Here is a 24,264-nt window from a genome sequence, read left to right as displayed (position 1 = left end):
AGCTATAAAAGCGATGGTTAATCCAGATCTGCAAGAACCATCTTTAATTCCTCAAATTTAGACCTGAATCCTTACGAATAAGTTTGTTTTGTTTGGTTTGACGATCGCCGGGGACTAACCGTGGAAACTAGATTAGACCCCTGCTATAGCTACCTGCTGACACTAACAGCAGATTTTTTGGCACGGTGTTTAAACGGAGGCAGGGAGAAAGAAAGGACTTTTTTCGACACCGAGCCAGCAGGCGAAGCAGAAAGGATCGTTTCTGCTTTACCTTCGTTTTCGCCTTCGGCTTCTGCTTTTAAACTAGAGTCTGTTTCGCCAGTGTTTGGAACACTTGTAACTACAGTAGTCCACCTGCCTGTAGCCGGATCGCGATAACAAGTAAAAGGGTTTATTTTTAGTGGTTGACTGCAAGGTTTAATCATGTAGATGCACTCCTTTGATTCTGAGAAATTGTGCATTGCTTTCAGCAGCAGTGCTATCTCGCCCGTAGAAGCAGTATGAAGGCAAAAAGCAGAATTGTGTTTCTGCGTCCAGAGACTTTTGAAACTTCCTGATTTCCTGTTAAATTTTGCCTTCTACTGCTTCGCGACCATAGCATTACTTTTACCAAATTGCCTTTCTGGAAGCAACCCCCCACCGCCTTAATTAGGTTGAGGTGGGAATTGTGAATGCAGCGAGGCCCCCGATCGTGCCTGCAGGACAATCTTGGAATAATATAGGTATTCTAGGCTGAAAAAAAATGCTACTGTGTGATCGACAACAGAGGTCGATCGCGATCGGTGTCACAATTAAAAAGGGAATTGGTAATTGGTAATGGGTAATATCATTTCCGGTTACACCGGAATGATGTTGACTGTTGACTGTTGACTGTTGACTGTTGACTGTTCACTCTCAACAGTCAACAGTCAACCGTCAACTCGAGTTTACTATTCCGATGCTAACGGATTTGATATAATTGGTAATGGGAAAATGGGTAATGGGGAAATTATTCCATTTTTTGCTATGGGTTAAATCCGTTAAATCCGGTCCACAATTTCTGGAAAAATCCCCACCCGTTAAATCCCTTAAATCCGCTACATTGCTAGTTACCCAACTTGCTTCTAACTAATATCAACTTTTGTCTTTAAATGAACAGTAAAAGTAGAGCCAACCTCCAACTCACTCTCAACAGTTATATCGCCGCCCATCATCTGGCAAAACAAGCGGCTAATGGCCAATCCTAAACCGGTGCCGCCGTACTTGCGAGTAGTCGAAGCGTCCCCTTGAATAAAAGGTTGAAACAAATTCTGTTGCTGTTCAGCCGACATTCCAATCCCCGTATCAGATACCTGCAAATACACCCAATCGCTATCGCCTGCTGGTTCGCGAGTCGCACTCAACAGCACCGTTCCACCTTCGGTAAACTTCAGGGCATTCGAGAGCAAATTGAACAGAATTTGCCGGACTTTAGTCAAATCTGCATACATCACTCCCAAATTTTCAGAGCAAGAAACTTGCAATTGATTGTGATTTTTTTCGACCAAAGGGTGCAAAGTTGCAACAACTTCTTCTATTAAATTACTGAGGTCAAATTTTTCTAAATAAAGCTCCATCCGACCTGCTTCTATCTTAGAAAGGTCTAAAATATCGTTAATTAAAGTCAGCAAGTGTTTGCCGGCGTTATAAATTTTTTGGGTATCGGGAATGATCTCTTCGAGTCCCGATTCCCGTGCTTCTTCTTGTAGCATTTCGCTGTAACCGATAATCGCGTTGAGCGGCGTCCGCAGCTCGTGGCTCATATTGGCTAAAAAAGTGCTTTTAGCTCTCGAAGCTGCTTCAGCTTTGTGTAAGGCTTCTTGCAAGGCTATTTCGGCTCTTTTGCGCTCGGCAATTTCGATGCGGAGCAGTTTATTGGCGGTGGTGAGTTGAGTGGTGCGCTGATCGACGGTCATTTCTAGCTGCGCTTTGGCTTTGGAGAGTGCTTCCTGAGCCCGCTGGCGCTCAAATCCTTCGATCGCCAGTGCTACCAAATTTGCCAAAGAATCAGCGAAGGTGCGCTCCTCCAGAGCCCACTGGCGGGGCGCGCCGATATGTTCGAGAGAGAGGATGCCCACGATCTGGCCACCGAGCCTAATTGCTACATTTAATATGGATGAATTCGGCTTGCTGGCATTTGGCAGCACACCGGAATGTTCGGCTAGGGAAGATGAGTGGGACAAATTTGTTTGTAGAGAGTTTTGAGTCTTTGTCGTAGGTTCTAAAGCATTGTCCGATCGCAAATTTTCGCCCGGTGCGTCGCCTTCAACATCTAAAATTGATAAATTTAAATCGCTTGCCGATATGGACTCCCGGTTCAAATGATTCTCTTGGGTGCGATCGTACACGTCGAGACAAACTAATTTGAGGTTGGGGATTTTAAACTTAGAATGATTAACCCCCTCGTTTTGATCAGGGGTAGTGGCCTCTGTATCGAGTGGCTCTGTTTGGTTGTGGGCGAGCACTCTCTCCGTAAAATTTAGCTGCTGATCGCTGGGGTAGCGATTTCCAAATCTTCCATGGTTGTAAAGCCAGACGCTGACTTTTTCCACATCCAAAGTCCGGGCAGCAGCCTCGGTAATTTCGCGAATTCCCACATTCAGCGCACCGCTGTTGAGAGTCCTCTGCCTACCTAGCTGCAACAAAGCCAAACTCTGGCGGCGGAGACGCTTTTCGCTCTCTTGGAGGGTTTGTTCTGCTTCCTTGCGCTGGGTGAGGTCGTACAAGGCGCACAATGCTGTCGGCTGCCCGTTAAACACCAGCGACTGAACCGAGATCATCGCCCAGAAAGCGGTGCCGTCTGATTTTTTACAGTGGATTTCGTAGTTTTGCAGGTATCCCTCTTTAGCAAGTGCCTCAAGTACCTTTGGGCGATCTGCGGGGTTGAAGTAAAAGTCTGGAGTGCAGCAGCCGATCAATTTTTCTAGGGGTATGTTCAGGAGAGAAGCCAATTGAGCGTTCGCATACATAATTAAGCCGTCACAGAGGCGAGAAACTAATATCGGCACGGGAGTTGCCGAGGCGATCGCCCGAAACTGCTCTTCGCTTGAACGCAGCGCCAACTGAGCTTTGCTCAGCAAGTGAGCTTCCATCGTATCTGAATGTTCGGTGGTAGTCTCCAGCAAAATTTCTAGGTCAACCTTTTCGCGCTTCAAGTTTTCAAGTTCCGCACTCAGCCGCTGAACGTCGAAAAGTAGCTGTTCTGTGGATGGTTCTTCCTGCATAGCAATTGAAAATTGGTAATTTTTAGTCGGTTCTGAAGTTTTTTAGGGTTTTGTGCTAGTTTAACTATGACTTATTGCGATTAACTTCAGCCACCCTCATCCTGGTTCTCGGACTTAGCCGGGGATTCCTGTTTACCTTTTTCGTTATTATTCCAATTCTAAGTGCAAGGAAGGCATCAGCCGCTGCAAGTTCTTCAGGGATTTTATCTGCCAGGGGATCTGTTTAGAGCCTTTGATGGCGATTTGAATATTTTTTTGCTGGCGGACTTTGATCACAAATTTTGAGACAATATTAATTCCAGAACTATTTAAAAATTCTAGCTTTCGCAAGTCTAGAGTAACGGTGTTTGGGCAGGAGTCAGCCACTTCGTTGAGCAGATCGACGATCGGTTCGTATTCTTCCGCCTGGCTGAGTCGGAACGAGCCGCTACAGGTGACTGTTTGCGTAGCGCGATCGTACTGGATCGTGTAATCTTTGGTCTGAATCTCCATACTTTTGTCAGTTGCCGGTTTTGAGTGGTAAAGGGGCTTGCCTGCGTGAGCGAGGATTGAGCTTCAGGCTAGCACGATCAAAATTCAGCCGTTTGCCCAATGCCGAATGCCTTGGCTTGTGTAACTTTTATTACATATAGTGCCAACTGTACCATTGCCACAGGGCAGTTATGAGTTATTTTAGGATTTATCAGTTGTGTGAGTTGTGATACCAGTTGGCAAAAAGAATGCAACTGTTGACTAGCTCCAAACCCTGATAGTCATCAGTCATTGCCAACCTAACATCTCAAATCTCAAATCTCAAATTGTATGAGTTGTGGGTTGACGAGAGCGGCTTTTGCTGATGATCCGAGCTATCAATTGGATTTTATTCTCAACTTGGTATTGACAAAATCCCCAAAACATGAGAGATATTTCACATCTGACACTGGAGTGAAGGGGAGAATATTTAATGGCAATTTCAGGAATTACAGAAAAGCTTTTGGCTGCTAAAAAAGCTCAAGGAATTAGTTTTGCAGATTTGGAAAAAGTTTTGGGGCGCGACGAAGTTTGGATTGCGGCGGTTCTTTATCGTCAAGCTACCGCATCAGAAGATGAAGCCGAGAAAATTGTCTCGGCTTTGGGGCTAGATAGCGAGACGGCTGCGGTTCTCTGTGAACCTTCCTTAAAAGGTTCTTTGGAATCCCCGGTTCCAGTTGACCCTCTGATTTATCGTTTCTATGAAATTATGCAGGTTTACGGGATGCCACTCAAAGCAGTGATTCACGAAAAATTTGGTGACGGGATTATGAGCGCGATCGACTTTACTATGGATGTCGAGAAAGAAGCAGACCCAAAAGGCGATCGAGTGAAAATAATTATGTCGGGAAAATTTTTGGAATACAAAAAATGGTAAGCCCGTGCGGCTTTATTTTCAAGTGAAAATGAAAAATTCAAATTTTCTCGAATGACTCGTGACTAATGACTAAAGCCTCAAAAGTGTTAACTTAGAAATAGAGATCGCGAAGCTTGACTGGCTTGGGTGTCCGATCGGGAAACCCTTCTAGGGCAAAGCTAAGGTCGCTCCCGCGGCAACTTCCCAGTCGAAACAAGCAACCGCAACCGTAAATTAAGAGGCAAATATGTCAAAATATGACTCCCATCTCAGATGCTCCTTTTGCGGCAAGTCGCAAGAGTACGTCCGCAAGTTAATAGCTGGGCCCGGCGTATACATTTGCGATGAATGCGTGGAACTGTGCAATGAAATTTTAGAGGAGGAGTTCTTTGACTCCAGTAAAACAATTGGTCAACAGATTCCCCAATCAGAGGTGCGAGAGTCTCAGGGACAAGGAACCCGGCGCCCGGGTCGATCGAACAAATCGAAAATCGTTCTAGCTCAAATTCCGAAACCAACAGAGATTAAGCAGCATTTAGACAACCACGTCATCGGCCAGCATTCAGCAAAAAAAGTTCTTTCTGTAGCAGTTTACAACCACTACAAGCGCTTGAGCGTTGACCAAGCTAAAGATAGCGAGAAGTCTTCCCCTGACAGCGATGTAGAACTGCAAAAATCCAACATCCTGCTAGTCGGGCCCACAGGTTGTGGCAAAACTTTGTTAGCGCAAAGTTTGGCGCAAATGCTCGAAGTTCCGTTTGCAGTAGCGGATGCGACGACACTGACAGAAGCTGGATATGTCGGCGACGATGTAGAAAATATCTTGCTGCGGCTGTTGCAAATGTCAGATTTTGATGTTGAAGCGGCGCAACGTGGCATTATTTATATTGATGAAATTGACAAGATTGCTCGCAAAAGTGAAAACACTTCGATCACTAGGGATGTATCGGGAGAAGGAGTTCAGCAAGCGCTGCTAAAAATGTTGGAAGGAACAGTGGTTAACGTTCCCCCGCAAGGCGGCCGCAAACATCCTTACCAAGATTTTATTCAAGTTGACACTAGCAAAATTCTATTTATTTGTGGCGGTGCTTTTGTCGGTTTGGAAAAAATAGTTGAACAGCGTTTGGGTAAAAAATCTTTAGGCTTTATTCAGCCAACGGAAAGCGAAAGCAACTCGACTTTGCCGGGGAAAGACAAGCGGGCTGCTGATATTTTGCAGCAGGTACAGCCGGACGATTTAGTCAAGTTTGGTTTAATTCCTGAGTTTGTGGGGCGGATTCCGGTGGTAACGGTGATTTCGCCGCTGGATGAAGCAGCTTTGATGCAGATATTGACCGAGCCCCGGAATGCGCTGGTGAAGCAGTATCAAAAGCTGTTGAAGATGGACAGCGTGGAGTTGGAATTCCAGCCGGAAGCGCTACGGGCGATCGCCCAGGAGGCCTATCGACGCAAAACTGGCGCGAGAGCTCTTCGCAGCATTTTAGAGGAGTTAATGCTGGATGTGATGTACGAGTTGCCTTCTCGCAAGGATGTGGCTAACTGTATGATTACTCCTGAAATGGTCGAGAAGCGATCGACTGCTGAATTGCTGTGGCATCCCGCATGGCGGCAGCACGAAACTGCATAATTTGTAATCTGTAGGGTGCTTGTGGCGCACCCTACAAGCTTGGCAAATTTACTTTATGACAGTTAAAAAAATGTCAGTCAATGTAGCTAAAGCCAGTAAAAAATCGAGATTGTTAGTATCCAGTTTGCTGCCGAGGATTGCAATTTACAGCGCGGTTGTGGCTGGCATCATGGCGTCAGTTTACGATTTCCCACTCAATACGATCGTCCCGCCCCCGTCCCCGTCAAGGGGTAAGAATTTTTTTGAAGCCATACAATATATTTCAAGCATCAATAGAGCGCAGCAAGCTTACTATGCAGAATACGGTCAATTTAGCGATTCCATTGGAAAATTGGGTATTGGAATTAAAGAACAGACCAATAACTATAATTACACGATCGTTTCATCAATGGGCCCGGTTCAAACTTTGCACAATCACCGCAAACCAGCACAATTTGAAAGCGCGATCGCGATTGCGAAACCTAATGATATGAACACCGGGAAATCCTACACTGGCGCAGTGTTTGCTTTTAAAGAAAAGGGTGGCATAACAACTATTGCTGCCATTTGCGAGAGCGATCGAATTAATGCAAGTTATGCAGAAACTTGGAATCCGCCAACTTTTGACGGCAAAGAAATTCACTGCCAGCCCGGAACAACTATCTTAAGGTAAGACCTTGAAACTATTTTGCGCCACTCTTTCACCGTCTAAGTAAAATTCAAACTTCCACTTTCCCGGCTTGTCATCCTTTTGAAAATTGTACCAACACCAAGTATTTAATCGATCGCCCGTCGTTTTTAAATAAGATTGACTTTGGGCTGCCAATAGTCCTTGAGGGTTGACAACCTTACAATAACTTCTATATTCTCCTTCTGGCAAGTTAGCAGCACTTACAGCAAAATAGACTTTTTTGTTTTTCTTCAAAGACCAAACATTCCTAAGTTTCGTTGATTCTAATTCGTCAGTTAACATTACTTGAGTCTTAGGGTTTAATTTTTCTGAGTTGATTACTCGTTTGATATCTACTGCTGTTTGAGGTTCGGGAGATTTCCAAAAAAGCGGAATAAAAATAGCAGAAATTGCTGTTAATATTCCGACTGATATCAATACCGGTTTTAAGTTATTAGGCTGCTGAACTACTTCGAGGGGAATCAAAGCATTTAAGGCCACATCTGCGGAAGGATAACGGTGTTTGAAATTAGGTTCCACCATTTTTTGCAACCAGTCAAGAAATTCTGGAGTTAGCTGCGGCAAGCGAGGTTTAAAATTAATCCCCCCCGTATCGTCCATCAAGCTGCCAATTTCAGTAGAATGGATGCCGATTAGCAAGCAAATTAGCGTTGCGCCGAGACTATATAAATCCGATCCAACTGTTAGCTGCCGATTGAACATTTGTTCTGGCGGCATAAAGCCCAAAGTGCCTTTAACAACGCTGCTGGCGGCCACTTCTCCCCCGCCGATTCTAGCAAATCCAAAATCGACAAGGCTGACATTCAGACGATCATCCACCAAGATATTTTCCGGTTTTAAATCTCTGTGAATCACTGGCGGAACGCGGTTTTGCAAGTATTTGAGTATTTCTAAAACAGAGATAGCAATTTGTTTGGTTCGCTGCGGTGTTAGCTGGCGCAAAATAGCGAGAGAATCGGCATTTTTGTATTCCTGAATCATGCAGAAACCCGATGCAGTTTGGAAGGAATCTAAATAGCGGGGAATGTTGGGATGATCGAGTTCTCGCAAAATCTTAATTTCTTGTTCGCACGCTTGATATTGAGCCCAATTAGCGCCTGTTTGGGCAAATTGAAATTGTTTGACAGCGACGGAACGTTGGGTATTAATTTCGGTAGCGAGATAGGTAACTCTCCCGCCGGCGCGATTGTACCCGAGCTCGCAAGTTACTTGATAGCCGTAGTTAGAAAAGTCAGGAAAAGCGTTCATAAATTTGTAAAGTTTGTAGTAAGGACTTCAGTATTTAAAATTATTGAAGAATCCCAACAAAAGTTATTAGTAGGAACTGTTGATTATGGTTTAATCAAATATGGCTTGGATTTGCGGTAGCCAGCCATCATTCTGTTTCTTTTAAGAACAATCAAGTAAAGTAAGGGAATAGCGGTGACGAGGAGAGGGGCAGTCGCACTTGCTGCTAAAACTAAAACTTTTAATGGTTCGATCGAACCCATCTCATTTGCCAACCTTAAGTACCGTTGAAATACAGCTCCTAAACTGATGTAAAATCCAGCGGTTAGAAATGCGATTGCTACAGCATCTTTCTTAAAAAAACCTCTTTTAATCTGTTCGTAACTCCTGGCTTTAGCTAAGGTATAAACTACCTTAAAACAACCCAAATTAGTAACAAAAAGCACAAATATCACTGCTATACTTGTCGGTAAAGAAAAGACAATCAAAAGTCCACAAGCTACAAATGCCAGCATTGTCCAACTCCTACTATTCTCAAAACCACCTGAAGCACCAACTATAGCTGAGATCACAAAACCAACAAGTAAAGCGATTTCTTTACCCGTACTATTACCAAAACCACTACCAACAAGTGATAAAACAGTAGTCGCTGCCAGCAATATTGCTGTAATCCCTAAAGTGCCTCCTAAGATAGATTGAAACCAATTTACAGTTTTATTTCCTGTTGTATATATAGTCTTTTCTTTTTCTGTATAGAGCGTCTTTTCTGCTGCTGCAAAACCCGGAAGTAGGACAGCTATTAACGTGAAAAACATCGGTGGATCCATCGGGTTGCTTAGCAGCCAACCGACGCAGATAAACACCAACATAAAACTCCCTCTATCTTTAAACAAATATGGCATTTTCTTGGGTTCTATAAGAGGAGCACTTTTAACTTGAATCTCAATTTTTTGGGTATCTGGATCGGAATTAACATGGAGTATCATCTGGCGATGATAAATTTTACTTGCTAGCAATTTGCTCGTATCTACCGTTATTTTGCACCTAACCTCATTGCCCTCAAATTTCTGCGGTTCAAAGGAGATGTAAGGGTGGTCGTAAGGAGTATGTGGCGGATCGTTCGGGTGCGGTGCTACTTCCCATCGACCTGCTAAAATTGTATCCGGAATAGGGTTGCTAACGGTAACGATTTGTGTTACTTTTTCTCCATATTCTGCGGCGATGAATTGAATGCGATCGCGCTCAATTCTCACTTTAGGCAAGCTGCTGACATCCAAAGATTCTAGCGCAGTTAAAGCATCCGCAGCCGATGGATATCTGTCTTGCAATCTCGGCGCTACCATCCTCTCCAACCAATTCATCCAACCCTGCTGCAATGGCGGTACTAAATGCCGGAAATGAATGCCATAATTGGCATCAACTAAATTACCGACATCCGCAGATTTCGTACCACTTAACAAGCAAATTAGTGTTATCCCCAAGCCGTAAAGGTCGGAGGCTTTTGTTAATTTCCTGTTAAACATTTGCTCCGGCGGCATGAATCCCATCGTGCCTTTGACAACGCTGCTAGCCGCGATATTTCTACCTCCTAGACGAGCAAAACCGAAGTCTACTAAATAAACATTGAGCTGGTCATCTATTAACAAGTTTTCGGGCTTAATGTCGCGGTGAATTATCGGCGGTTTTTGAGCTTGCAGGTCAACTAAAATATCTAAAGTTGCGATCGCAATTTGCTTGATATCGGGCACGGAAAAAGTCTGCGCGACAGCAGATTCGGCATTTTTGTATTCCTGCACCATGCAGAAACCACTGTCAGTTTGAAAAGAATCGAGATAGCGGGGAATGCCCGGAAAATCCAGTTTTTGCAGCACTTTAATTTCTTGTTCGTAAGCTTCGTATTCTGTCCAGCTAGCACCTAATTGGGCAAATTGAAATTGCTTAATTACAACGGATTTTTTTGTGTTAATTTTTGTGGCGAGATAGGTGACGCGACCGCCCAAACTGTTGTATCCGAGTTCGCGACTTATTTGATAGCCATGTTTGGAAAAGTCAGGAAAAGCGTTCATAGGTAATTACTATGGTTGGTAGTAAGGACTTTAGTCCTGAAGCCGTTATCTTATAAGGACTAAAGTCCTTACTACGAACGAAACGATCGCTCCTACAAACATAACTTTTTTGAAAAAAGGCGGCAAGTGCGGTATGATGTGATTTCGCGATCGGTTCTAGCGGGGAGCAGCCGTTAGAGGAAACGGGGAAAGTTCGGTGCAAGTCCGGCGCTGTCCCGCAACTGTAATGAAACCCTTGGGGTTTCTCAAGTCAGAATGCCCGCCGATATCTAACTCACTTTTGAACGCATCTGCGAGGTACGGATGATGGATGGAATTAACACGGCTGTACGCACAAAGCACAGTCTATTTGTTTGCACTGCTTGCGCTAGTGTTTGGAAAAACGGCAAGCGAGAAGGCAAAAGCGGCGGTCAACAATTCATGGAAAATTTGTCGCAACTCGCTAAAGATTGGGAGTTTTCTGATAAGTTTGAGATTCAAGAGGTGGAGTGCATGAGTGCTTGCAGTCACTCTTGTGCGGTGTGTTTTGCTGCTGTTGGAAAGTACACTTATCTGTTTGGCGATTTACCAGCAAATGACTCGGAAAGCGTCGAGGCGGTACTTGAATGCGCTGGTCAATACTATGCTAAACCCGACGGTTTGTTGCCTTGGTCTGAGCGTCCTCAAGCTCTGAAAAAAGGCGTTTTAGCAAAGATTCCACCCCTGGGAAACTAGAGCATTTCTCGTTACCATGCTCTGCCCATTGGTGACAACTAATGCCACCAATCCGCCAGGGACTTAAGTGCCTGGCTAATAGCGAAAGTCCTCTAAAGAGGACTGAGAATAAAAATTTTAAACTCATTAGTTTTCTTGAGAGGACTTTCGCTTTGAGGCAGGGGTTTAAACCCCTGCCGGACTGTCGGTTTAACGAGTTTCCTGTCAGCAATTGACTGACCCAAAATTGAAAGATATTCAATCACACAACAACAAAATTATCAATGCACAAAATTCCTGTTACTGTCATCACTGGTTTTCTCGGTAGCGGCAAAACTACCTTAATTCGCCACTTATTGCAAAATAATCAAGGTCGCCGCATTGCTGTTCTGGTTAACGAATTTGGCGAAATCGGAATTGACGGAGAACTGCTGCGCGATTGCCAAGTTTGCGACGAAGAAGAAACTGTAAGCAGCAATATTGTTGAACTAACAAATGGTTGTCTTTGCTGCACTGTTCAAGAGGAATTCTTGCCGACTATGCAGGAATTGTTGAAGCGCAGAGAACAAATTGATTGTATTTTAATTGAGACTTCGGGCCTCGCACTTCCTAAACCTTTGATTCAAGCTTTTCGCTGGCCGGAAATTCGGACGGGTGCTACAGTGGACGGTGTTGTTGCTGTTGTCGATTGCGAAGCTATTGCTAGCGGTTCTTTTGTCGGTGATATCGATGCTTTGATGGCACAGCGGCAGGCTGATGATAGTTTAGATCACGAAACTCCGATCGAGGAATTGTTTGAAGACCAGTTAGCCTGTGCCGATATGGTACTTTTAACGAAGGTCGATCGCGTAGATGCGGAAACTCACAAGAAAGTCCAAAGCTGGTTGCAGCAAGAGTTACGTCCGAGTGTAAAAATTGTACCCTGCAAAGGTGGCGAAATTAACCCTGATGTGCTCATGGGATTTAATGCCGCGGTTGAGGATGATTTGGAGTCTCGCCCCAGTCACCACGACACTGAGGAGGAACATGAACATGATGATGATATTAACTCGACTTACTTTATTGCCGATCGCGAATTTGAACCTGAAGCTTTGGTAAAAAAACTGCAATCCTTGATGCAGCAGGAGGAAATCTATCGGATTAAAGGGTTTGTGGCGGTTCCCAAGAAACCGATGAGGATGGTGTTGCAAGGTGTGGGCTCGCGGATAGAATATTTTTACGATCGTCCTTGGCAACCTTCCGAACTCCGGCAAACCAAATTAGTGCTGATCGGTCGAGAGTTAGAGCGCGATCGAATTGCAGCTATGATTAACAACTAATTGTCATTTGAGAGGGGCGGGTTGATGGATATTTTGAATTGCAGCAAATATTATTGGCAAAACTCGCTCCTCCAAGCTCTGACGAACAATTAATTAACATTATTTAATATTGTGACCACTGCCAGCAAGTCTGGTGTAAAATAGCGATAATGGTTATCATTGTACAAAAATCGAGGTCAAGTATGGTGACTGCTGGGGCGATCGAATCAGTTCCTGTTACTGTTCTCACAGGCTATCTGGGTGCAGGCAAAACTACGCTACTGAACCGCATTTTAACACAGGAACATGGCAAAAAAGTTGCAGTCATCGTCAACGAATTTGGCGAAGTAGGCATCGACAACCAACTGATAATTGATGCCGACGAAGAAATTTTTGAGATGAACAACGGCTGCATTTGCTGTACAGTCCGAGGTGATTTAATTCGGATTATCGGTAACTTAATGAAGCGGCGCGACAAATTCGACCACATAGTTATCGAAACCACAGGTTTAGCCGACCCCGCGCCCGTAATTCAGACATTTTTTGTAGACGAAGATATGCGGGACACATTACTGCTAGATGCAGTTGTCACGGTAGTCGATGCCAAGCACATCTGGCAGCACTGGGATGCAGACGAAGCTCAAGAACAAATTGCCTTCGCAGATGTAGTTTTACTAAACAAAACAGATTTAGTAACTGACGAAGAATTGGCAGAATTAGAAAAGCGAATTCGTGCAATGAATGCAATGGCCAAAATTCACCGCACCCGCAACGCTGAATTAGCAATGGATGCTTTGTTGGGCGTTAAAGCATTTGATTTGAACCGGGCATTAGAAATCGAACCCGACTTTTTGGGCGAACACGAACACGAACATGACGAAACAGTAACTTCCGTAGCAATAGTCGAACCTGGTGCTATTGATGGCAACAAATTTAGCGATTGGATCGGCGAATTGTTGCGAACTCAAGGCCCGAATATCTTTCGGACAAAAGGCATTTTGAATATGGCTGGACAAAACAACAGATTTGTTTTTCAAGGAGTGCATATGCTGTTCGATGGCAGACCGGATAGACCTTGGAAAGCTACAGAAACTCCGAAAAACGAACTCGTATTCATTGGTCGCAACTTAAATGAAAATCAATTGAAAGAGGATTTTCGGAAATGTCTGGTTTAACTGGCATATTGAAGCATTTTTAATCAGCCTTTTAGGAACAGGCAAGATGCCTGTTCCACAGGAATAAAATTCATTTCTTGTGGAATGGAACAGGCAAGATGCCTGTTCCACAGGAATAAAATTCATCTCTTGTGGAACGGGCATCTTGCCCGTTCTTAAGAATAGTGCAACATCTCAGATTCAATAAATATGGTTAACAAAAAGACAAATAAAAGTGAACTAACCCTGCAATTTCACGCTAAAGAAATGCTGTCTGACTACGTAACTGCTGTTACTTGGTCGCCGGACGGCAAAACTTTAGCAGTCTGTTCTGGTGCGGGCGAAGTGATGCTGGTGGCAGTAGGGGCAGTTAATGAATTGTCCTTGCAAATGCTACAAACTGCTACGGGTAAATCAGCCGATTGCTTGTCTTTTTCCCGCGACAGTCAATTCCTAGCTGCTGGCGGACAAGATGGAAAAGTGCGAATTTGGCGCGTTAATTCTGGGGAATTAATTGCTGATTTGGACAACCAGCGCGTCTGGGTTGATAAGTTAGCTTGGAGTCCCAACTGCAACCAGTTAGCTTTCAGTATGGGCCGCTACGTTCAAGTATGGAATGTTGAGGATAATGTTGTTGAAGTAACGCTGAATTTCGAGTCATCATCTATCCTCGATTTAGCATGGCATCCGATGGTTCAATATCTGGCAGTTAGCGGCTATCAAGGCGTCAAAGTTTGGCATGGCGAAGACTGGGACGAAGACCCGGAAATTTTATCAGTACCCTCTGCAACCGGTGCAATTGCTTGGTCGCCACAAGGAGAATATTTAGCTTGTGGCAATATGGACAATACTCTCATTGTTAATGAATGGGGCAATTTTGAACCGTGGGTAATGCAGGGTTTTCCGGGGAAAGTTCGGGAGTTAGCTTGGTCGGATAAAACTAATTCTTTGGGTGCACCTTTGTTAGCTGCTTCGAGTTCTCAAGGCATTTCTGTCTGGGAAAGAGACGCTGATGAAAGTGTCGGTTGGGATTCTTGGGCGTTAGAGGTGCATGAAAATGTGGTAAATGCGATCGCCTTTCAACCTAGCACATTTTTATTAGCTTCCGCAGCGGCAGACGGTCAAGTTTGTTTGTGGTACGAAGCAGAACAATTGCTGCAAATTCTAGAAGGTGCAGAGGGCGGTTTTTCCTGTCTCGCATGGCATCCCGAAGGCCAGTTTCTCGCCGCTGGCGGATGCGGTGGCGAATTGCTGGTTTGGTCAAAGTCTATGCGCGGCCAAGGCTTCGGGCGGCGCTAAGTTGGCATAACGGGCGCACCAGTTTGACCAAAACATAAAAATTGAAAACTTGGTCTTGACAAAATGCTAGATTACAATACCATTTTAGTGGCTGAACTATCCTCCAAGGCGATCGACAATTATGACCCAACAGCAATTTCTCGAACAACTCAACACTATTCTCGACCAAAACCACTTGCTGAAACACCCGTTCTACCAAATGTGGAACGAAGGTAAACTCGACCTCGCAATGCTGCAAGAGTACGCCAAAGAATATTATCTGCAAGTCCACAACTTCCCCACCTACGTCAGCGCTACGCACGCCGCCTGTGACGACATCAAAATTCGTCAAATGCTCCTCGAAAACCTGATAGAAGAAGAGAGAGGCGCTGCTAATCACCCTGAACTGTGGCTGCGCTTTGCCGAAGGTTTGGGTTTAGACAGAAATGCAGTTATCGATCACGAACACTTAGAAAAAACCAGCGAATCCGTTCGCATTCTCAAAGACTTAGCGCGCAGCGAATCGCCCGTCACAGGTTTAGCAGCCCTTTACGCTTACGAAGCGCAAATCCCCGAAGTTTCTACAACCAAAATCGCTGGTTTGAAGGAATTTTACGGCATCGATTCCGAATCTGCTTTGTCTTTCTTTAAAGTCCACGAAAAAGCCGACGAGTTCCACTCGGAAGCTACCCGCGAAGCGCTGTTAGAACTTTGCCAAACTGAAGAAGCAAAACAGGAAGCGCTGTTAGCCACCGAGAAAGCAACTTTTGCTATCAACTTACTGCTTGATGGCGTTTACGAAGCTTATTGTCAAGCTAAGTAAGCTGTACTGGACGCAGAATCTCTATATGTAGCCCTTGTAGGGAAACAGCAATGCCCATAGGTGTCAACTTAAACCGAAAGTCCGCCAGTCAGCCCGTCAGTCCGCCAGGGAATGAATTCCCTGTCTAATAGCTAAAGTCCTCGCTATGAGGACTAATGAGTTGAAAATTCTTTTCTTCAGTCCTCTTAAGAGGACTTTAGCTTTGAGGCAGGGGTTTCAACCCTTGCTGGACTATGGGTTATATCTTAAGTTGACACCAATGGGCATTACCGTGTTCCTACGGGAAAATTTTTCGTAAGTAAGCGTAAAAAACCCACAACAAATAGAGTGTGTGCATCCAAGAGAGTTATCCTCTCTTTCTTGTCAAAATTCCTTGACTGGGACTGAACAATAAAGCCCCTAAAAATAACCCAAAAATAACTAATACAATTGCCGCCCCAGACGGCATATTAAAATAATAGCTGAGATACATACCACTCACGCTAGCTGTAATCCCAAGAATTGCTCCTAATCCCATCATTAAATGTAGCTCTTTTACCAACAAATACGCCGTTATTCCCGGCCCGATTAATAGCGAAATTACTAACAGCGCTCCCACAGTTTGCAAACTCGCAACAATCGTCAGCGTAATCGCCGAAATCATCCCGAAATAAATCCAGTTTACAGGCAAACCGCACGCTTGCGCCCCCAGGGGGTCAAAAGTATAAAATAGCAGTTCTTTATAAAAGATTTTAACCGTCGCCAAAATAATCAAAGTAATGACAAAAGTCTGCTGCACGTCCGCAGGCGCAACTGACAAGATATTCCCGAACAGAAACCCGTCTAAGTCTAATTTTGTTGTCCGCAATAAGCTAATCAAGGTGACGCTAATGGCTAAAAATGTAGATAAAATTAATGCCATGACTGCATCAATTTTTAGGCGCGATTGCGATTGAATCCACGCCATAATCACGGCGCTGATAATTCCCGATATAAAGGCGCCGATCGAAATATTGAAACCTAAAGAAAAAGCTACGGGCAATCCTGCTAATACTGAATGGGCAATCATGTCAACCATCATTCCCATTTGCTGTACAATTAAGTAGGAGCCGACAACGGCGCAGAGAATTCCTAGCAAAACGCCGACGGCGATCGCATTTCGCATGAACTCGAATTTTAGCGGCTCAATTAGTAGGTTTAACATTGAATTACGTCAATAATAGGATTTTTTCAACCACCTTCAATTGCACAGGCGGGACGCCCGTGCCACTATCAATTGCACAGGCGGGACGCCCGTGCCACTATCAATTGCACAGGCGGGACGCCCGTGCCACTATCAATTGCACAGGCGGGACGCCCGTGCCACTATCAATTTTAAAGATAAATCTTTTTTGGCTTACGCGGAAACTAAACTTAAATCGTATCCATAGGCTTTTTGAATATTTGCTGCGGTGAGCACTTCCCGGCAGGTACCACTTGCAATTAACTGCTTATTTAGCAATAATAAATTGTCGTACTGTTTTAAAGTTTCGCCTAAATCGTGGCTGATTACTAGCAATGTTTTATTTTCGGCTTTGAGCTCTGCAAAAATATTGAAAATAATTTCTTCAGTTGCTTTGTCGATCGCGTTAAAAGGTTCGTCGAAAAAAAATAAATCGGCTTGTTGGGCGATCGACCTTGCTAAGAAAATCCGCTGCTGCTGTCCGCCAGACAGTTCGCCAATTTGCCGATCGCGCAAATCCCACATTCCTACCCGCAGCAAAGCAGCTTTCACCAATTCTTGCGACTGCTTCGAGGGACTGCGAAACCAACCAGTCTGAACGGTTCGCGCCATCATTACCGCATTCCACACAGTAATCGGATAATCCCAGTCAATTTGCGATCGCTGCGGCACATAAGCCACCCGCGACAACTGTTCCTTCAGCAGCCGCCCCTGATATTTGACCAAACCGCGACAGGTGGGTATCAATCCCAGCATCGCTTTCACCATCGTGCTTTTCCCCGCGCCGTTGGGGCCGAACACGCCAGTTAATTGTCCGGGATCTAACTGGAAATTCACGCTGTTGAGGGCCGCAATTCCGCGATAATTGACAGCCAAGTCTTGCACTTCTAGCATAATTAGAGATTTTGAGAACGATTCTTGTTCGTAGCTACTACAATAGGATAACTCGAAAAAGCAATAATGATTATCGTTCCAAAGGTGAAAATGTTAAAGAACTTGGCTGGAAAAACCCGCAGATTGTGGGGTACGGCTGTTTTGGCAATTGGTTGCGGAGTGGTTGCGTGCAGTGGAGCACAGAACGCAAGTAATGGAGTGCCAGAGAGTCCCGCCGCAACTCAAACTCCAGCCAGTCAGGCCGCCAACTTGCCCAAAGTCGTGGCCACGACTGGCGTTATCTGCAACCTAACTAAAGAAATCGCTCAAAGTTCGATCGACACCACCTGTCTAATCAAGCCGGGAGACGACCCCCACGCCTATCAAACCAAGCCGGAAGACCGCAAAGCGATTGAAACAGCAAATCTGATTTTATACGGCGGCTACAACCACGAACCCAGCATCATTAAGTTAATTCAATCCAGCAGTAATTCCGCGCCCAAAATCGCCGTCCACGAACTCGCCGTTCCCAAACCGCTGATGGGCAAAGACGAGCACGAACACGGTGAAGAGAAAGGGGAAAACCAATCTCATGCAGAAGGCGAAAAAGTCCCTGACCCTCACGTTTGGCATAACCCTCAAAATGGCATCCGTATGGTAGAAACAATTCGCGATGAATTGATCAAAGTTTCCCCCAACAATGCTCAAATTTATACAAAAAATGCAGCCAGCTTAACAGATGAGTTGCAAAAAATAGATACTTGGATTAAAGCTCAAATTGCGACTATTCCAGCCCAAAAACGCAAGTTAGTAACAACTCACGATGCTCTGAGTTACTATGCCGATGCTTACGGTTTGGAGATGGCTGGAGCTTTGCAGGGTGTGACGACAGAGGAACAGCCCACCGCCGCAAGAATTGCCGAATTGTCCTCAGAAATTAAGACCACAGGAGTGCCGACAATTTTTGCAGAAACTACAACTAATCCGAAGTTGATGGAGACTGTGGCGAGGGAGGCAAATGTCAAAATTTGGGACAAAGAACTTTACAGCGACGAGTTGGGCGGCCCGGGCACCGGTGCTGATACATATCAGGGAATGCTGAAAACTAATACTTGCGCGATTATTTCTGGCCTCGGCGGTAATTGTACTTCCTTTGCCGGAGAAACTGCACCAACTCCCAAACCATAGAATTTTCTAAAGTTCGCCTACTACCAAGAACCTTACATTTTCTGGGTAAGCAGCAAAATGCAGCGCTCGCAATCGCAGGGGTTTTCGATTGCAAACGCTGCGTTTGCTGCGATGACTTTAAGGTGAATTTTGCTCCTCGGTACTGGGGGGTTTTTGACCAATTCCCAATTGCTTCTTAGAGGATTTTAAGTCTTTCCAAAGCATCTTAATATCTTTATAAGCTTTCTCAGCGCTAATTTTCCCCCCTGTTTCCAGCGAGCAAATATAAGTTATTTTTTGAGCAAACTCCTGCAAGTTGGCATTAAACGCCAAGTTTTCTGGCGTGAAATCACCGTAGTAGCGATTGCGAGGATGTAAAAAATCTTCCCGCTCTTTCATTGCCCCCTCCTAATTAAACTTTTGGTATTCAACTTTTGGTTCGGTCTCTGCTGTTAATAGCACTATTTGTACTCTGTATCGCGGCGCCAACTTGCTTCTATTGTATTGCGTAAGTAGCAATTGTGCTTTTTCGCTCTGTATTTAGTCTATTAATGCAGTCTTAACCTTAAGTTAGCTTTATTTTAACTTTTCTTTAACCTAAAAGCACAAAAAATGGGAAATGCGCGCTTCGCATCTCCCTTAAGATATATTTGGCAGTTGGTGATTAACCTTTTCTGAAGCCGAATATTTATTTGTGGCACTCGCAGCCTGTGTGGCCGCAGCCTTGGCCGTTGGGGTGCCCGTCAGCGCAAGCACTGGAACAGTATGTTTTGCCGTCTTTTTCAATGGCTTCGCTGGGGCTGACAACGCACGAGCATGAAGGACAGGCACATTTTGTTTGGGTGGCAGTAGTCATTTTACATTCTCCTGGTGGGGTTGTTTGTCTATACTAATATATGAACACATATTCAGATATAAGTCAAGGGAGTGTAAAAGTTTTGTTACAAAAGCTTTGCCGATCGCACTAAAATGAAAATGAGAATTAAAATTAGCCGGGAAAAGATGTCACCCAACTCTGCTGTTAATGGAGCGATAAGTCAGCCTCACCAAGAAAACGATACACCAATGTGCGATCGACCGCACCTAGTTGACAGTGTACGGGCCGGGGACATCCAAACACAAGTTCTCAACACCGCAAAAGCTCAGCGGATGGCTGAGTTTTTCAGTCTTTTGGGAGATGCGAATCGCCTGCGGCTGCTGTCGGTTTTGGCAAAACAAGAACTGTGCGTGTGTGACTTGGCTGCGGCGTTAAGTATGAGCGAGTCAGCAGTATCGCATCAGTTGCGGGCCTTGCGGGCGATGCGGTTGGTAAGTTACCGCAAGGTTGGGAGACAAGTTTTTTATAGTTTACTCGATCGCCACGTTTTTGAACTTTACCAAGCAGTCGCCGAACACTTAGACGAAGAATAATCTTTTGGGGGTTGGGCGTTGGGCAGTGGGCATTGGGCATTGGGCATTGGGCATTGGGCATTGGGCATTGCTAATCGATTTAAAATTTTGTAGGGGCGGCTTTTACCAATTATTTTGGTTTAAGACCACTAATCTCGTAAACCCGCCCTCACCAAACTCAATATCAATCTTTGACGGTGTGGCCCGTAGCAACAACCGCCTGTGAAATTGACTCTTCAGAAGCTTGAGCTTCAACTGTAACAGTCTTAGCTGCGACATCCACATTGACAGTAGCATCGGAGTCAACAGTTTTGATGGCTTTGGTAATTGTATCAGCGCAGCCAGAGCAGACGATCGAGGGAACGTTAAGTAGTATTGCCATAATTAAGCAAATTTTCGTAGATGACAGTATTATTTTTTATTTTAATCTAAATTCGTGAAACACGCGCTTTCCCCGATTTCGGCAGGGGCTTAAACCCCTGCCTCAAAGCTCAATTCGGTTAAAACCGACTGTAGAGTTTGACGTTAAAAGTTATAGATTATTTCCTACCAATATCACTTCCAACTTAATACCTCTGAAGGCACATTAATCTCCGGTATGCAGCGGCCAACGGCGGCGGCTACAGGGCGCAAACTAACAACTAAATCTACCATATCGGGCAAAGAAAGAGCTTGCCGCGCGTCAGAAACCGATTTTTCCGGTTGCGGGTGACACTCAATAATTAATCCGTCTGCACCGCAAGCAACCGCTGCTTTGGCTAGTGGTGCGACTAATTCTCGCTTGCCGACGGCGTGAGAAGGGTCTACAATTACTGGCAAATGAGTTAACTGTTTCAGCGCTGCGACTGCACCTAAATCTAATACATTCCGGGTGTAATTGTCGAAGCTGCGGATGCCTCTTTCGCAGAGAACTACATGAGGATTTCCGTGACTGAGAATGTATTCGGCGGCCATCACAAATTCTTCGATGGTGGCTGATAAGCCGCGTTTTAGCAGGACTGGTTTTCCGGCTTGACCGATCGCCTTTAGTAACTCGAAGTTTTGCATATTCCGGCTGCCTAGTTGCAGCATATCAGCATAGGTGACAACTGGCTCGATTTGGGCGATCGACATTACCTCTGTCACCACGGGCAAACCGTAACGCCGGCTGACATCAGCTAAAATTTCCAGTCCCTCAATTCCCATCCCTTGGAAAGCATAGGGAGAAGTGCGGGGTTTGTAGACTCCGCCTCGCAAAGCTTGCACGGATGCGGCGGATAGTTGGCGGGCGACTGTTTCCATTTGTGCGGAACTTTCTACGGTACAGGGGCCACCGATGATTAATAATTCTGTGCCGCCGACTGAGACTGTTTCTGAGAGTTTGACAATTGTTTGGTGTTCGGGATGAGATTTGGTTACGAGTTTTGCTTCTAACATGAGGGTATTTTCCTAGAAATTTAAGTGGGTGGTTGACAATAAAAAACCCGGAACTTTTAAGGAGTTCCGGGTTGGTGCGAAAAGACAGCACGACAATTTACCCAGAACTCCTGTGGGGCCAAAAATAAAAGCTGTAGTACCAGTTACTGAATAATGTCATTGCTGTTTTCGCTTGTGCTCGATTGGTTGTTGGGGAAAGAAGTAGAAAAAACAAAACCGCAGGTGTTAATCTGCGGTTCGCCCGGATGTTCACAGTGAATTACCAATTCACTCCGGGCGAACTTGGCTGCACCAAAAATAAAAATTGCTGTGGGCTGTGAACATAGCTAAAGTGCTGCAATTTGTGGATTAAACACCATACTATTCGACAAGCTAGCACAGGGAGACTGGGATGTCAAGTTATTTTTGGCAAAAGATTTGTAAATGCCGCGGCGGTTGGAAACCGCGGCTACAAAGACGAAACCTGCCTCCGCAGGTTGGGACATTCACATTTACCAGTCCACGTAGGTGAACTTTGTTTGTGTAGTAGCGGTTTCTAACCGCCGAAAATTGTCGAAAATTAACTACTTATGGTTGAATGAAAATACCGATCGCATTATGAACTCTCGCGGCAGTTGACGGAGGTCGATCGAGCAAACTACCTCCCAAATACAAACTCGTCGAACTTCCCCCATCCAAATTTAAAGCCTCCACAGCACCCATTTGCTGCAATATCTGCGCCAGTTCTGCGAAATTTGGCCCCGCCCCGCCCGCACGATTGTGCACCGCTACAATCAGCAAATTCCCCGCAGCATTTCGCCCGATCGCACTTCTAATTGCTGTCTGTCTAACATAGGCATCGCTAAACCCTTCCGCCCTAGCATCCAGCACAACTTGACTGTTTTGTACCAACACCGGCCCGCCGCCGAGAATGTACGGAAAACGGTTAAAATCAGCAGGAAAAGTGTTAGTTTCTAAACGCAATAAAGTGCCGATAGAGAGTTCAGATGCAGGGAACAAATCGGCACGCAAAGCCAAAATATAACCGTTAGCTGGAATGGGAAAAGTTGTTATTCCCACCGCACCTGCGGGGGATTGGCTGACAACTCTATCGTCCGCAACTGTCACAACTATTTCATTGCCAGACAACGGAGTATAAGTTGTTCCCCAATCAGAATTGTAGCGACCGATTCCCGGTTGTACGTAGGCACTATTGAGATGAGAAACAGGCAAAAATTGATTGGCCGGAGTGATCAAAATTTCTTGCAAAGTTAAACGATCGATCGCAAATTCTCCCCGATCGTTCCAGGCGATCGCCCCCCGGTTCAATATCGGCCCGGAAAGCCATTTATTGTCACGCCGAATTGCCCCTAAAGCTAAGCGATTAATTCGATTGAAAAAACCTGCATTAATTGCAGCCGCCGCACCCGAAACTTCTGCTGTTTGCAATAAAGGTGCAGTGCCTTGTTCGGCAGGAGGATTGCTGAGAATTGGTCTAATTTTCACACCGGATTGACGCGGATTAACTTCTAACCAAACTACTGGAAAACGAGCAGTTCCTAAATTTTGATACTGCTGCCGCCACTGCACACCGGGCGCCCAAACAATGTTTTTTTCTACTAACGAATCTGGCCGAATGTCGATAACTAATCGATTGGGATTTCCCAGGCTGAAAACTTGCGGCCGCCAACCTAAAGGAATCTTCACTTTGACTTTGGTTCGATCGCCGTCAGGTTCGACTTTTAGTGATAGCAATTGTTTGCTGGTTTGAAAAGTGTCCTGAAGTAACGCCGGATCGACTTTGGCATCGATCGCGATCGACCATTCTTGACCGGCGATCGGCGCTGCGGGCGTTATTTGCAGCGGGAGAGCGGGTTTGGTAGGGTCGTCTGGTGTTTCGAGGTTTGGCGCTGCGCGGAGGTTGGGCAGTGGGATAGCGGGCTTTGTGGGGTCGTCCGGGGGGTTGGGTGTGGGTGTCGGCGACGGGATTGGTTTATTGACAAAGTTAACTTGCCAAGGAGTTGGTCGATCGAGATCTACTACAATGCGATCGCCCGATTCTATTTCTGCTTGCCGAATTCCGGTAACACTTGCACTTTGAGAAGTAATTTTTAGAATATTCCCATCAGCAGATATCTCCCAGCCCGCAAGTCTAGCAAAATCGGTAACATCTAAGTAACGATACGGGCCTGTTGCCCGCGCTGCTAAGCTTTGAGCGCCGGTTAAAGATACCGAAAACCACTGCACCGGTTGTTTGGCACTGTCGGCGCTGCTGAGCAAATCCACTCCCGCACTTTGCATCAATCCAACATCAGCAATCCAAGTTCGGAAATTCCCAGAAGTGCTGTTTGCCGGCTGCTGAGTCCAACTTAGGGGGAGAATGCGGCCGTTTAGAGAAACTTGGCGGCCTTGTCTAATTATCGAAGATGGCGGTACAGATTGAGCCAAAAGCCTATATTCCGACAGGGAATGAATTCCCTCTCTCATAGCTGAAGTTCTCTCAAAAGAACTATCGCTCAATATTTCAGTCGGTTTTAACCGACTTTCGCTATCAGCCAGGGAATTCATTCCCTGGCGGGCTCTCGAAGCATCAATCCGCCCACCCATCTCCCCCTGTTGTGCTCTTCCGGGTTGATTCCAGAGCAAAGACGGGACGATCGCCAGTCCGGGTAAAATCGAGACTGACAATATTAGACGCCAATAGAAAAAATTACGTTTCACAGCTTACAACTCACAATTTCACTTTTAAACGCATGGGGATTTAGGAACCCGGACAATCCGTATGTCTCTTCTTA

General features: G+C 45.3%; 22 protein-coding genes and 1 riboswitch. Of the genes, 11 read left to right on the top strand and 11 right to left on the bottom strand.

Features of this window, described 5'->3' with window-relative positions; translation table 11 throughout:
- The first annotated feature begins 120 nt into the window (after nt 1-120).
- Entirely contained in the window at nt 121-378 is a 258-nt protein-coding gene (locus tag QUA34_RS14320) for a hypothetical protein (RefSeq protein ID WP_333387545.1), read from the top strand.
- A gap of 725 nt (nt 379-1,103) precedes the next feature.
- Here the strand turns inward: QUA34_RS14320 and QUA34_RS14315 are convergent.
- Nucleotides 1,104-3,242 carry an ATP-binding protein gene (locus tag QUA34_RS14315; RefSeq protein ID WP_333325006.1) on the bottom strand — a complete coding sequence of 713 codons (2,139 nt, stop codon included), beginning with the start codon at nt 3,240-3,242 and terminating at the stop codon, nt 1,104-1,106.
- A gap of 147 nt (nt 3,243-3,389) precedes the next feature.
- On the bottom strand, nt 3,390-3,734 hold the full coding sequence (locus QUA34_RS14310) for a slr1659 superfamily regulator (protein WP_333081406.1): 345 nt from the start codon (nt 3,732-3,734) through the stop codon (nt 3,390-3,392).
- Between the two features lie 451 nt (nt 3,735-4,185).
- Here QUA34_RS14310 and cynS point away from each other — a divergent pair, with 451 nt between their 5' ends.
- The 3 genes from cynS to QUA34_RS14295 all read left to right on the top strand — a co-directional run bounded on the left by cynS (nt 4,186) and on the right by QUA34_RS14295 (nt 6,887).
- Nucleotides 4,186-4,629 carry a cyanase gene (gene cynS / locus QUA34_RS14305; RefSeq protein ID WP_333325007.1) on the top strand — a complete coding sequence of 148 codons (444 nt, stop codon included), beginning with the start codon at nt 4,186-4,188 and terminating at the stop codon, nt 4,627-4,629.
- Nucleotides 4,630-4,855: 226 nt separating this feature from the next.
- Nucleotides 4,856-6,235, top strand: coding sequence for an ATP-dependent protease ATP-binding subunit ClpX (gene clpX, locus QUA34_RS14300; RefSeq protein ID WP_333325008.1), 1,380 nt, complete (start codon nt 4,856-4,858; stop codon nt 6,233-6,235).
- 55 nt (nt 6,236-6,290) lie between these two features.
- The gene (locus QUA34_RS14295; RefSeq protein ID WP_333325009.1) at nt 6,291-6,887 is read left to right on the top strand and encodes a type IV pilin-like G/H family protein; all 597 of its coding nucleotides are present in this window, start codon (nt 6,291-6,293) and stop codon (nt 6,885-6,887) included.
- Here the strand turns inward: QUA34_RS14295 and QUA34_RS14290 are convergent.
- Together QUA34_RS14290 and QUA34_RS14285 are read right to left on the bottom strand one after the other, a co-directional pair.
- Entirely contained in the window at nt 6,879-8,153 is a 1,275-nt protein-coding gene (locus QUA34_RS14290) for a serine/threonine-protein kinase (protein ID WP_333325011.1), read from the bottom strand. The genes QUA34_RS14295 and QUA34_RS14290 overlap by 9 nt on opposite strands.
- Before the next feature lie 83 nt (nt 8,154-8,236).
- The gene (locus QUA34_RS14285; RefSeq protein ID WP_333325013.1) at nt 8,237-10,198 is read right to left on the bottom strand and encodes a serine/threonine-protein kinase; all 1,962 of its coding nucleotides are present in this window, start codon (nt 10,196-10,198) and stop codon (nt 8,237-8,239) included.
- A 134-nt stretch (nt 10,199-10,332) separates the two neighbouring features.
- Nucleotides 10,333-10,479, top strand: a riboswitch (cobalamin riboswitch).
- 22 nt (nt 10,480-10,501) lie between these two features.
- Between QUA34_RS14285 and QUA34_RS14280 the strand changes: the two genes are divergently transcribed.
- The 5 genes from QUA34_RS14280 (at nt 10,502) to QUA34_RS14260 (ending at nt 15,444) form a co-directional block, all read left to right on the top strand.
- Nucleotides 10,502-10,912 carry a DUF1636 domain-containing protein gene (locus QUA34_RS14280; RefSeq protein ID WP_333325015.1) on the top strand — a complete coding sequence of 137 codons (411 nt, stop codon included), beginning with the start codon at nt 10,502-10,504 and terminating at the stop codon, nt 10,910-10,912.
- A gap of 263 nt (nt 10,913-11,175) precedes the next feature.
- Complete coding sequence (cobW, locus tag QUA34_RS14275) at nt 11,176-12,210, top strand: cobalamin biosynthesis protein CobW (protein ID WP_333325017.1); 1,035 nt, start codon at nt 11,176-11,178, stop codon at nt 12,208-12,210.
- Nucleotides 12,211-12,392: 182 nt separating this feature from the next.
- Nucleotides 12,393-13,364 (top strand): GTP-binding protein, encoded by a 972-nt coding sequence (locus QUA34_RS14270; protein ID WP_333387547.1) that lies wholly within the window; start codon nt 12,393-12,395, stop codon nt 13,362-13,364.
- A gap of 189 nt (nt 13,365-13,553) precedes the next feature.
- Nucleotides 13,554-14,642, top strand: coding sequence for a WD40 repeat domain-containing protein (locus tag QUA34_RS14265; protein WP_333387541.1), 1,089 nt, complete (start codon nt 13,554-13,556; stop codon nt 14,640-14,642).
- A 121-nt stretch (nt 14,643-14,763) separates the two neighbouring features.
- The gene (locus QUA34_RS14260; RefSeq protein ID WP_333325020.1) at nt 14,764-15,444 is read left to right on the top strand and encodes a CADD family putative folate metabolism protein; all 681 of its coding nucleotides are present in this window, start codon (nt 14,764-14,766) and stop codon (nt 15,442-15,444) included.
- Between the two features lie 346 nt (nt 15,445-15,790).
- On the opposite strand, the gene QUA34_RS14255 is transcribed toward QUA34_RS14260, so the two are convergent.
- Nucleotides 15,791-16,627 carry a metal ABC transporter permease gene (locus QUA34_RS14255; RefSeq protein ID WP_333325022.1) on the bottom strand — a complete coding sequence of 279 codons (837 nt, stop codon included), beginning with the start codon at nt 16,625-16,627 and terminating at the stop codon, nt 15,791-15,793.
- A 192-nt stretch (nt 16,628-16,819) separates the two neighbouring features.
- On the bottom strand, nt 16,820-17,539 hold the full coding sequence (locus QUA34_RS14250; protein WP_333307430.1) for a metal ABC transporter ATP-binding protein: 720 nt from the start codon (nt 17,537-17,539) through the stop codon (nt 16,820-16,822).
- 66 nt (nt 17,540-17,605) lie between these two features.
- On the opposite strand from QUA34_RS14250, the gene QUA34_RS14245 reads away from it, so the two are divergent.
- A complete protein-coding gene (locus QUA34_RS14245) occupies nt 17,606-18,706 on the top strand; it encodes a metal ABC transporter solute-binding protein, Zn/Mn family (RefSeq protein WP_333387537.1) in 1,101 nt (366 codons plus the stop codon).
- 117 nt (nt 18,707-18,823) lie between these two features.
- On the opposite strand, the gene QUA34_RS14240 is transcribed toward QUA34_RS14245, so the two are convergent.
- Nucleotides 18,824-19,084 (bottom strand): DUF7219 family protein, encoded by a 261-nt coding sequence (locus QUA34_RS14240; protein ID WP_006631574.1) that lies wholly within the window; start codon nt 19,082-19,084, stop codon nt 18,824-18,826.
- 289 nt (nt 19,085-19,373) lie between these two features.
- Nucleotides 19,374-19,541: a metallothionein gene (locus tag QUA34_RS14235; RefSeq protein ID WP_333081421.1), complete on the bottom strand. Its 168-nt coding sequence runs from the start codon at nt 19,539-19,541 to the stop codon at nt 19,374-19,376.
- Nucleotides 19,542-19,687: 146 nt separating this feature from the next.
- Between QUA34_RS14235 and QUA34_RS14230 the strand changes: the two genes are divergently transcribed.
- On the top strand, nt 19,688-20,095 hold the full coding sequence (locus QUA34_RS14230) for a metalloregulator ArsR/SmtB family transcription factor (protein ID WP_333081430.1): 408 nt from the start codon (nt 19,688-19,690) through the stop codon (nt 20,093-20,095).
- A 163-nt stretch (nt 20,096-20,258) separates the two neighbouring features.
- Here QUA34_RS14230 and QUA34_RS14225 read toward each other — a convergent pair whose 3' ends face one another.
- The 3 genes from QUA34_RS14225 to QUA34_RS14215 all read right to left on the bottom strand — a co-directional run bounded on the left by QUA34_RS14225 (nt 20,259) and on the right by QUA34_RS14215 (nt 24,157).
- Nucleotides 20,259-20,456, bottom strand: coding sequence for a heavy-metal-associated domain-containing protein (locus QUA34_RS14225; RefSeq protein ID WP_333081422.1), 198 nt, complete (start codon nt 20,454-20,456; stop codon nt 20,259-20,261).
- Between the two features lie 173 nt (nt 20,457-20,629).
- Nucleotides 20,630-21,490 carry a 3-deoxy-7-phosphoheptulonate synthase gene (aroF, locus tag QUA34_RS14220; RefSeq protein ID WP_333325028.1) on the bottom strand — a complete coding sequence of 287 codons (861 nt, stop codon included), beginning with the start codon at nt 21,488-21,490 and terminating at the stop codon, nt 20,630-20,632.
- A gap of 567 nt (nt 21,491-22,057) precedes the next feature.
- Nucleotides 22,058-24,157, bottom strand: a complete 2,100-nt coding sequence (locus QUA34_RS14215) for a phosphodiester glycosidase family protein (protein WP_333387532.1) — start codon at nt 24,155-24,157, stop codon at nt 22,058-22,060.
- Nucleotides 24,158-24,264 lie beyond the last annotated feature (107 nt).

Origin of the sequence: Microcoleus sp. POL10_C6 (assembly GCF_036701585.1) — a bacterium.
GTDB lineage: Bacteria > Cyanobacteriota > Cyanobacteriia > Cyanobacteriales > Microcoleaceae > Microcoleus.
The sequence above is the reverse complement of the archived record's forward strand: the minus strand, read 5'-3'. Positions and strand labels throughout refer to the sequence as shown.

What these genes read in the sequence shown, in the direction of transcription:
- QUA34_RS14315 (WP_333325006.1), bottom strand. Translation starts at nt 3,242, where the DNA reads ATGCAGGAAGAACCATCCACAGAACAGCTACTTTTCGACGTTCAGCGG.
- QUA34_RS14310 (WP_333081406.1), bottom strand. Translation starts at nt 3,734, where the DNA reads ATGGAGATTCAGACCAAAGATTACACGATCCAGTACGATCGCGCTACG.
- cynS (WP_333325007.1), top strand. Translation starts at nt 4,186, where the DNA reads ATGGCAATTTCAGGAATTACAGAAAAGCTTTTGGCTGCTAAAAAAGCT.
- clpX (WP_333325008.1), top strand. Translation starts at nt 4,856, where the DNA reads ATGTCAAAATATGACTCCCATCTCAGATGCTCCTTTTGCGGCAAGTCG.
- QUA34_RS14295 (WP_333325009.1), top strand. Translation starts at nt 6,291, where the DNA reads ATGACAGTTAAAAAAATGTCAGTCAATGTAGCTAAAGCCAGTAAAAAA.
- QUA34_RS14290 (WP_333325011.1), bottom strand. Translation starts at nt 8,153, where the DNA reads ATGAACGCTTTTCCTGACTTTTCTAACTACGGCTATCAAGTAACTTGC.
- QUA34_RS14285 (WP_333325013.1), bottom strand. Translation starts at nt 10,198, where the DNA reads ATGAACGCTTTTCCTGACTTTTCCAAACATGGCTATCAAATAAGTCGC.
- QUA34_RS14280 (WP_333325015.1), top strand. Translation starts at nt 10,502, where the DNA reads ATGATGGATGGAATTAACACGGCTGTACGCACAAAGCACAGTCTATTT.
- cobW (WP_333325017.1), top strand. Translation starts at nt 11,176, where the DNA reads ATGCACAAAATTCCTGTTACTGTCATCACTGGTTTTCTCGGTAGCGGC.
- QUA34_RS14270 (WP_333387547.1), top strand. Translation starts at nt 12,393, where the DNA reads ATGGTGACTGCTGGGGCGATCGAATCAGTTCCTGTTACTGTTCTCACA.
- QUA34_RS14265 (WP_333387541.1), top strand. Translation starts at nt 13,554, where the DNA reads ATGGTTAACAAAAAGACAAATAAAAGTGAACTAACCCTGCAATTTCAC.
- QUA34_RS14260 (WP_333325020.1), top strand. Translation starts at nt 14,764, where the DNA reads ATGACCCAACAGCAATTTCTCGAACAACTCAACACTATTCTCGACCAA.
- QUA34_RS14255 (WP_333325022.1), bottom strand. Translation starts at nt 16,627, where the DNA reads ATGTTAAACCTACTAATTGAGCCGCTAAAATTCGAGTTCATGCGAAAT.
- QUA34_RS14250 (WP_333307430.1), bottom strand. Translation starts at nt 17,539, where the DNA reads ATGCTAGAAGTGCAAGACTTGGCTGTCAATTATCGCGGAATTGCGGCC.
- QUA34_RS14245 (WP_333387537.1), top strand. Translation starts at nt 17,606, where the DNA reads ATGATTATCGTTCCAAAGGTGAAAATGTTAAAGAACTTGGCTGGAAAA.
- QUA34_RS14240 (WP_006631574.1), bottom strand. Translation starts at nt 19,084, where the DNA reads ATGAAAGAGCGGGAAGATTTTTTACATCCTCGCAATCGCTACTACGGT.
- QUA34_RS14235 (WP_333081421.1), bottom strand. Translation starts at nt 19,541, where the DNA reads ATGACTACTGCCACCCAAACAAAATGTGCCTGTCCTTCATGCTCGTGC.
- QUA34_RS14230 (WP_333081430.1), top strand. Translation starts at nt 19,688, where the DNA reads ATGTCACCCAACTCTGCTGTTAATGGAGCGATAAGTCAGCCTCACCAA.
- QUA34_RS14225 (WP_333081422.1), bottom strand. Translation starts at nt 20,456, where the DNA reads ATGGCAATACTACTTAACGTTCCCTCGATCGTCTGCTCTGGCTGCGCT.
- aroF (WP_333325028.1), bottom strand. Translation starts at nt 21,490, where the DNA reads ATGTTAGAAGCAAAACTCGTAACCAAATCTCATCCCGAACACCAAACA.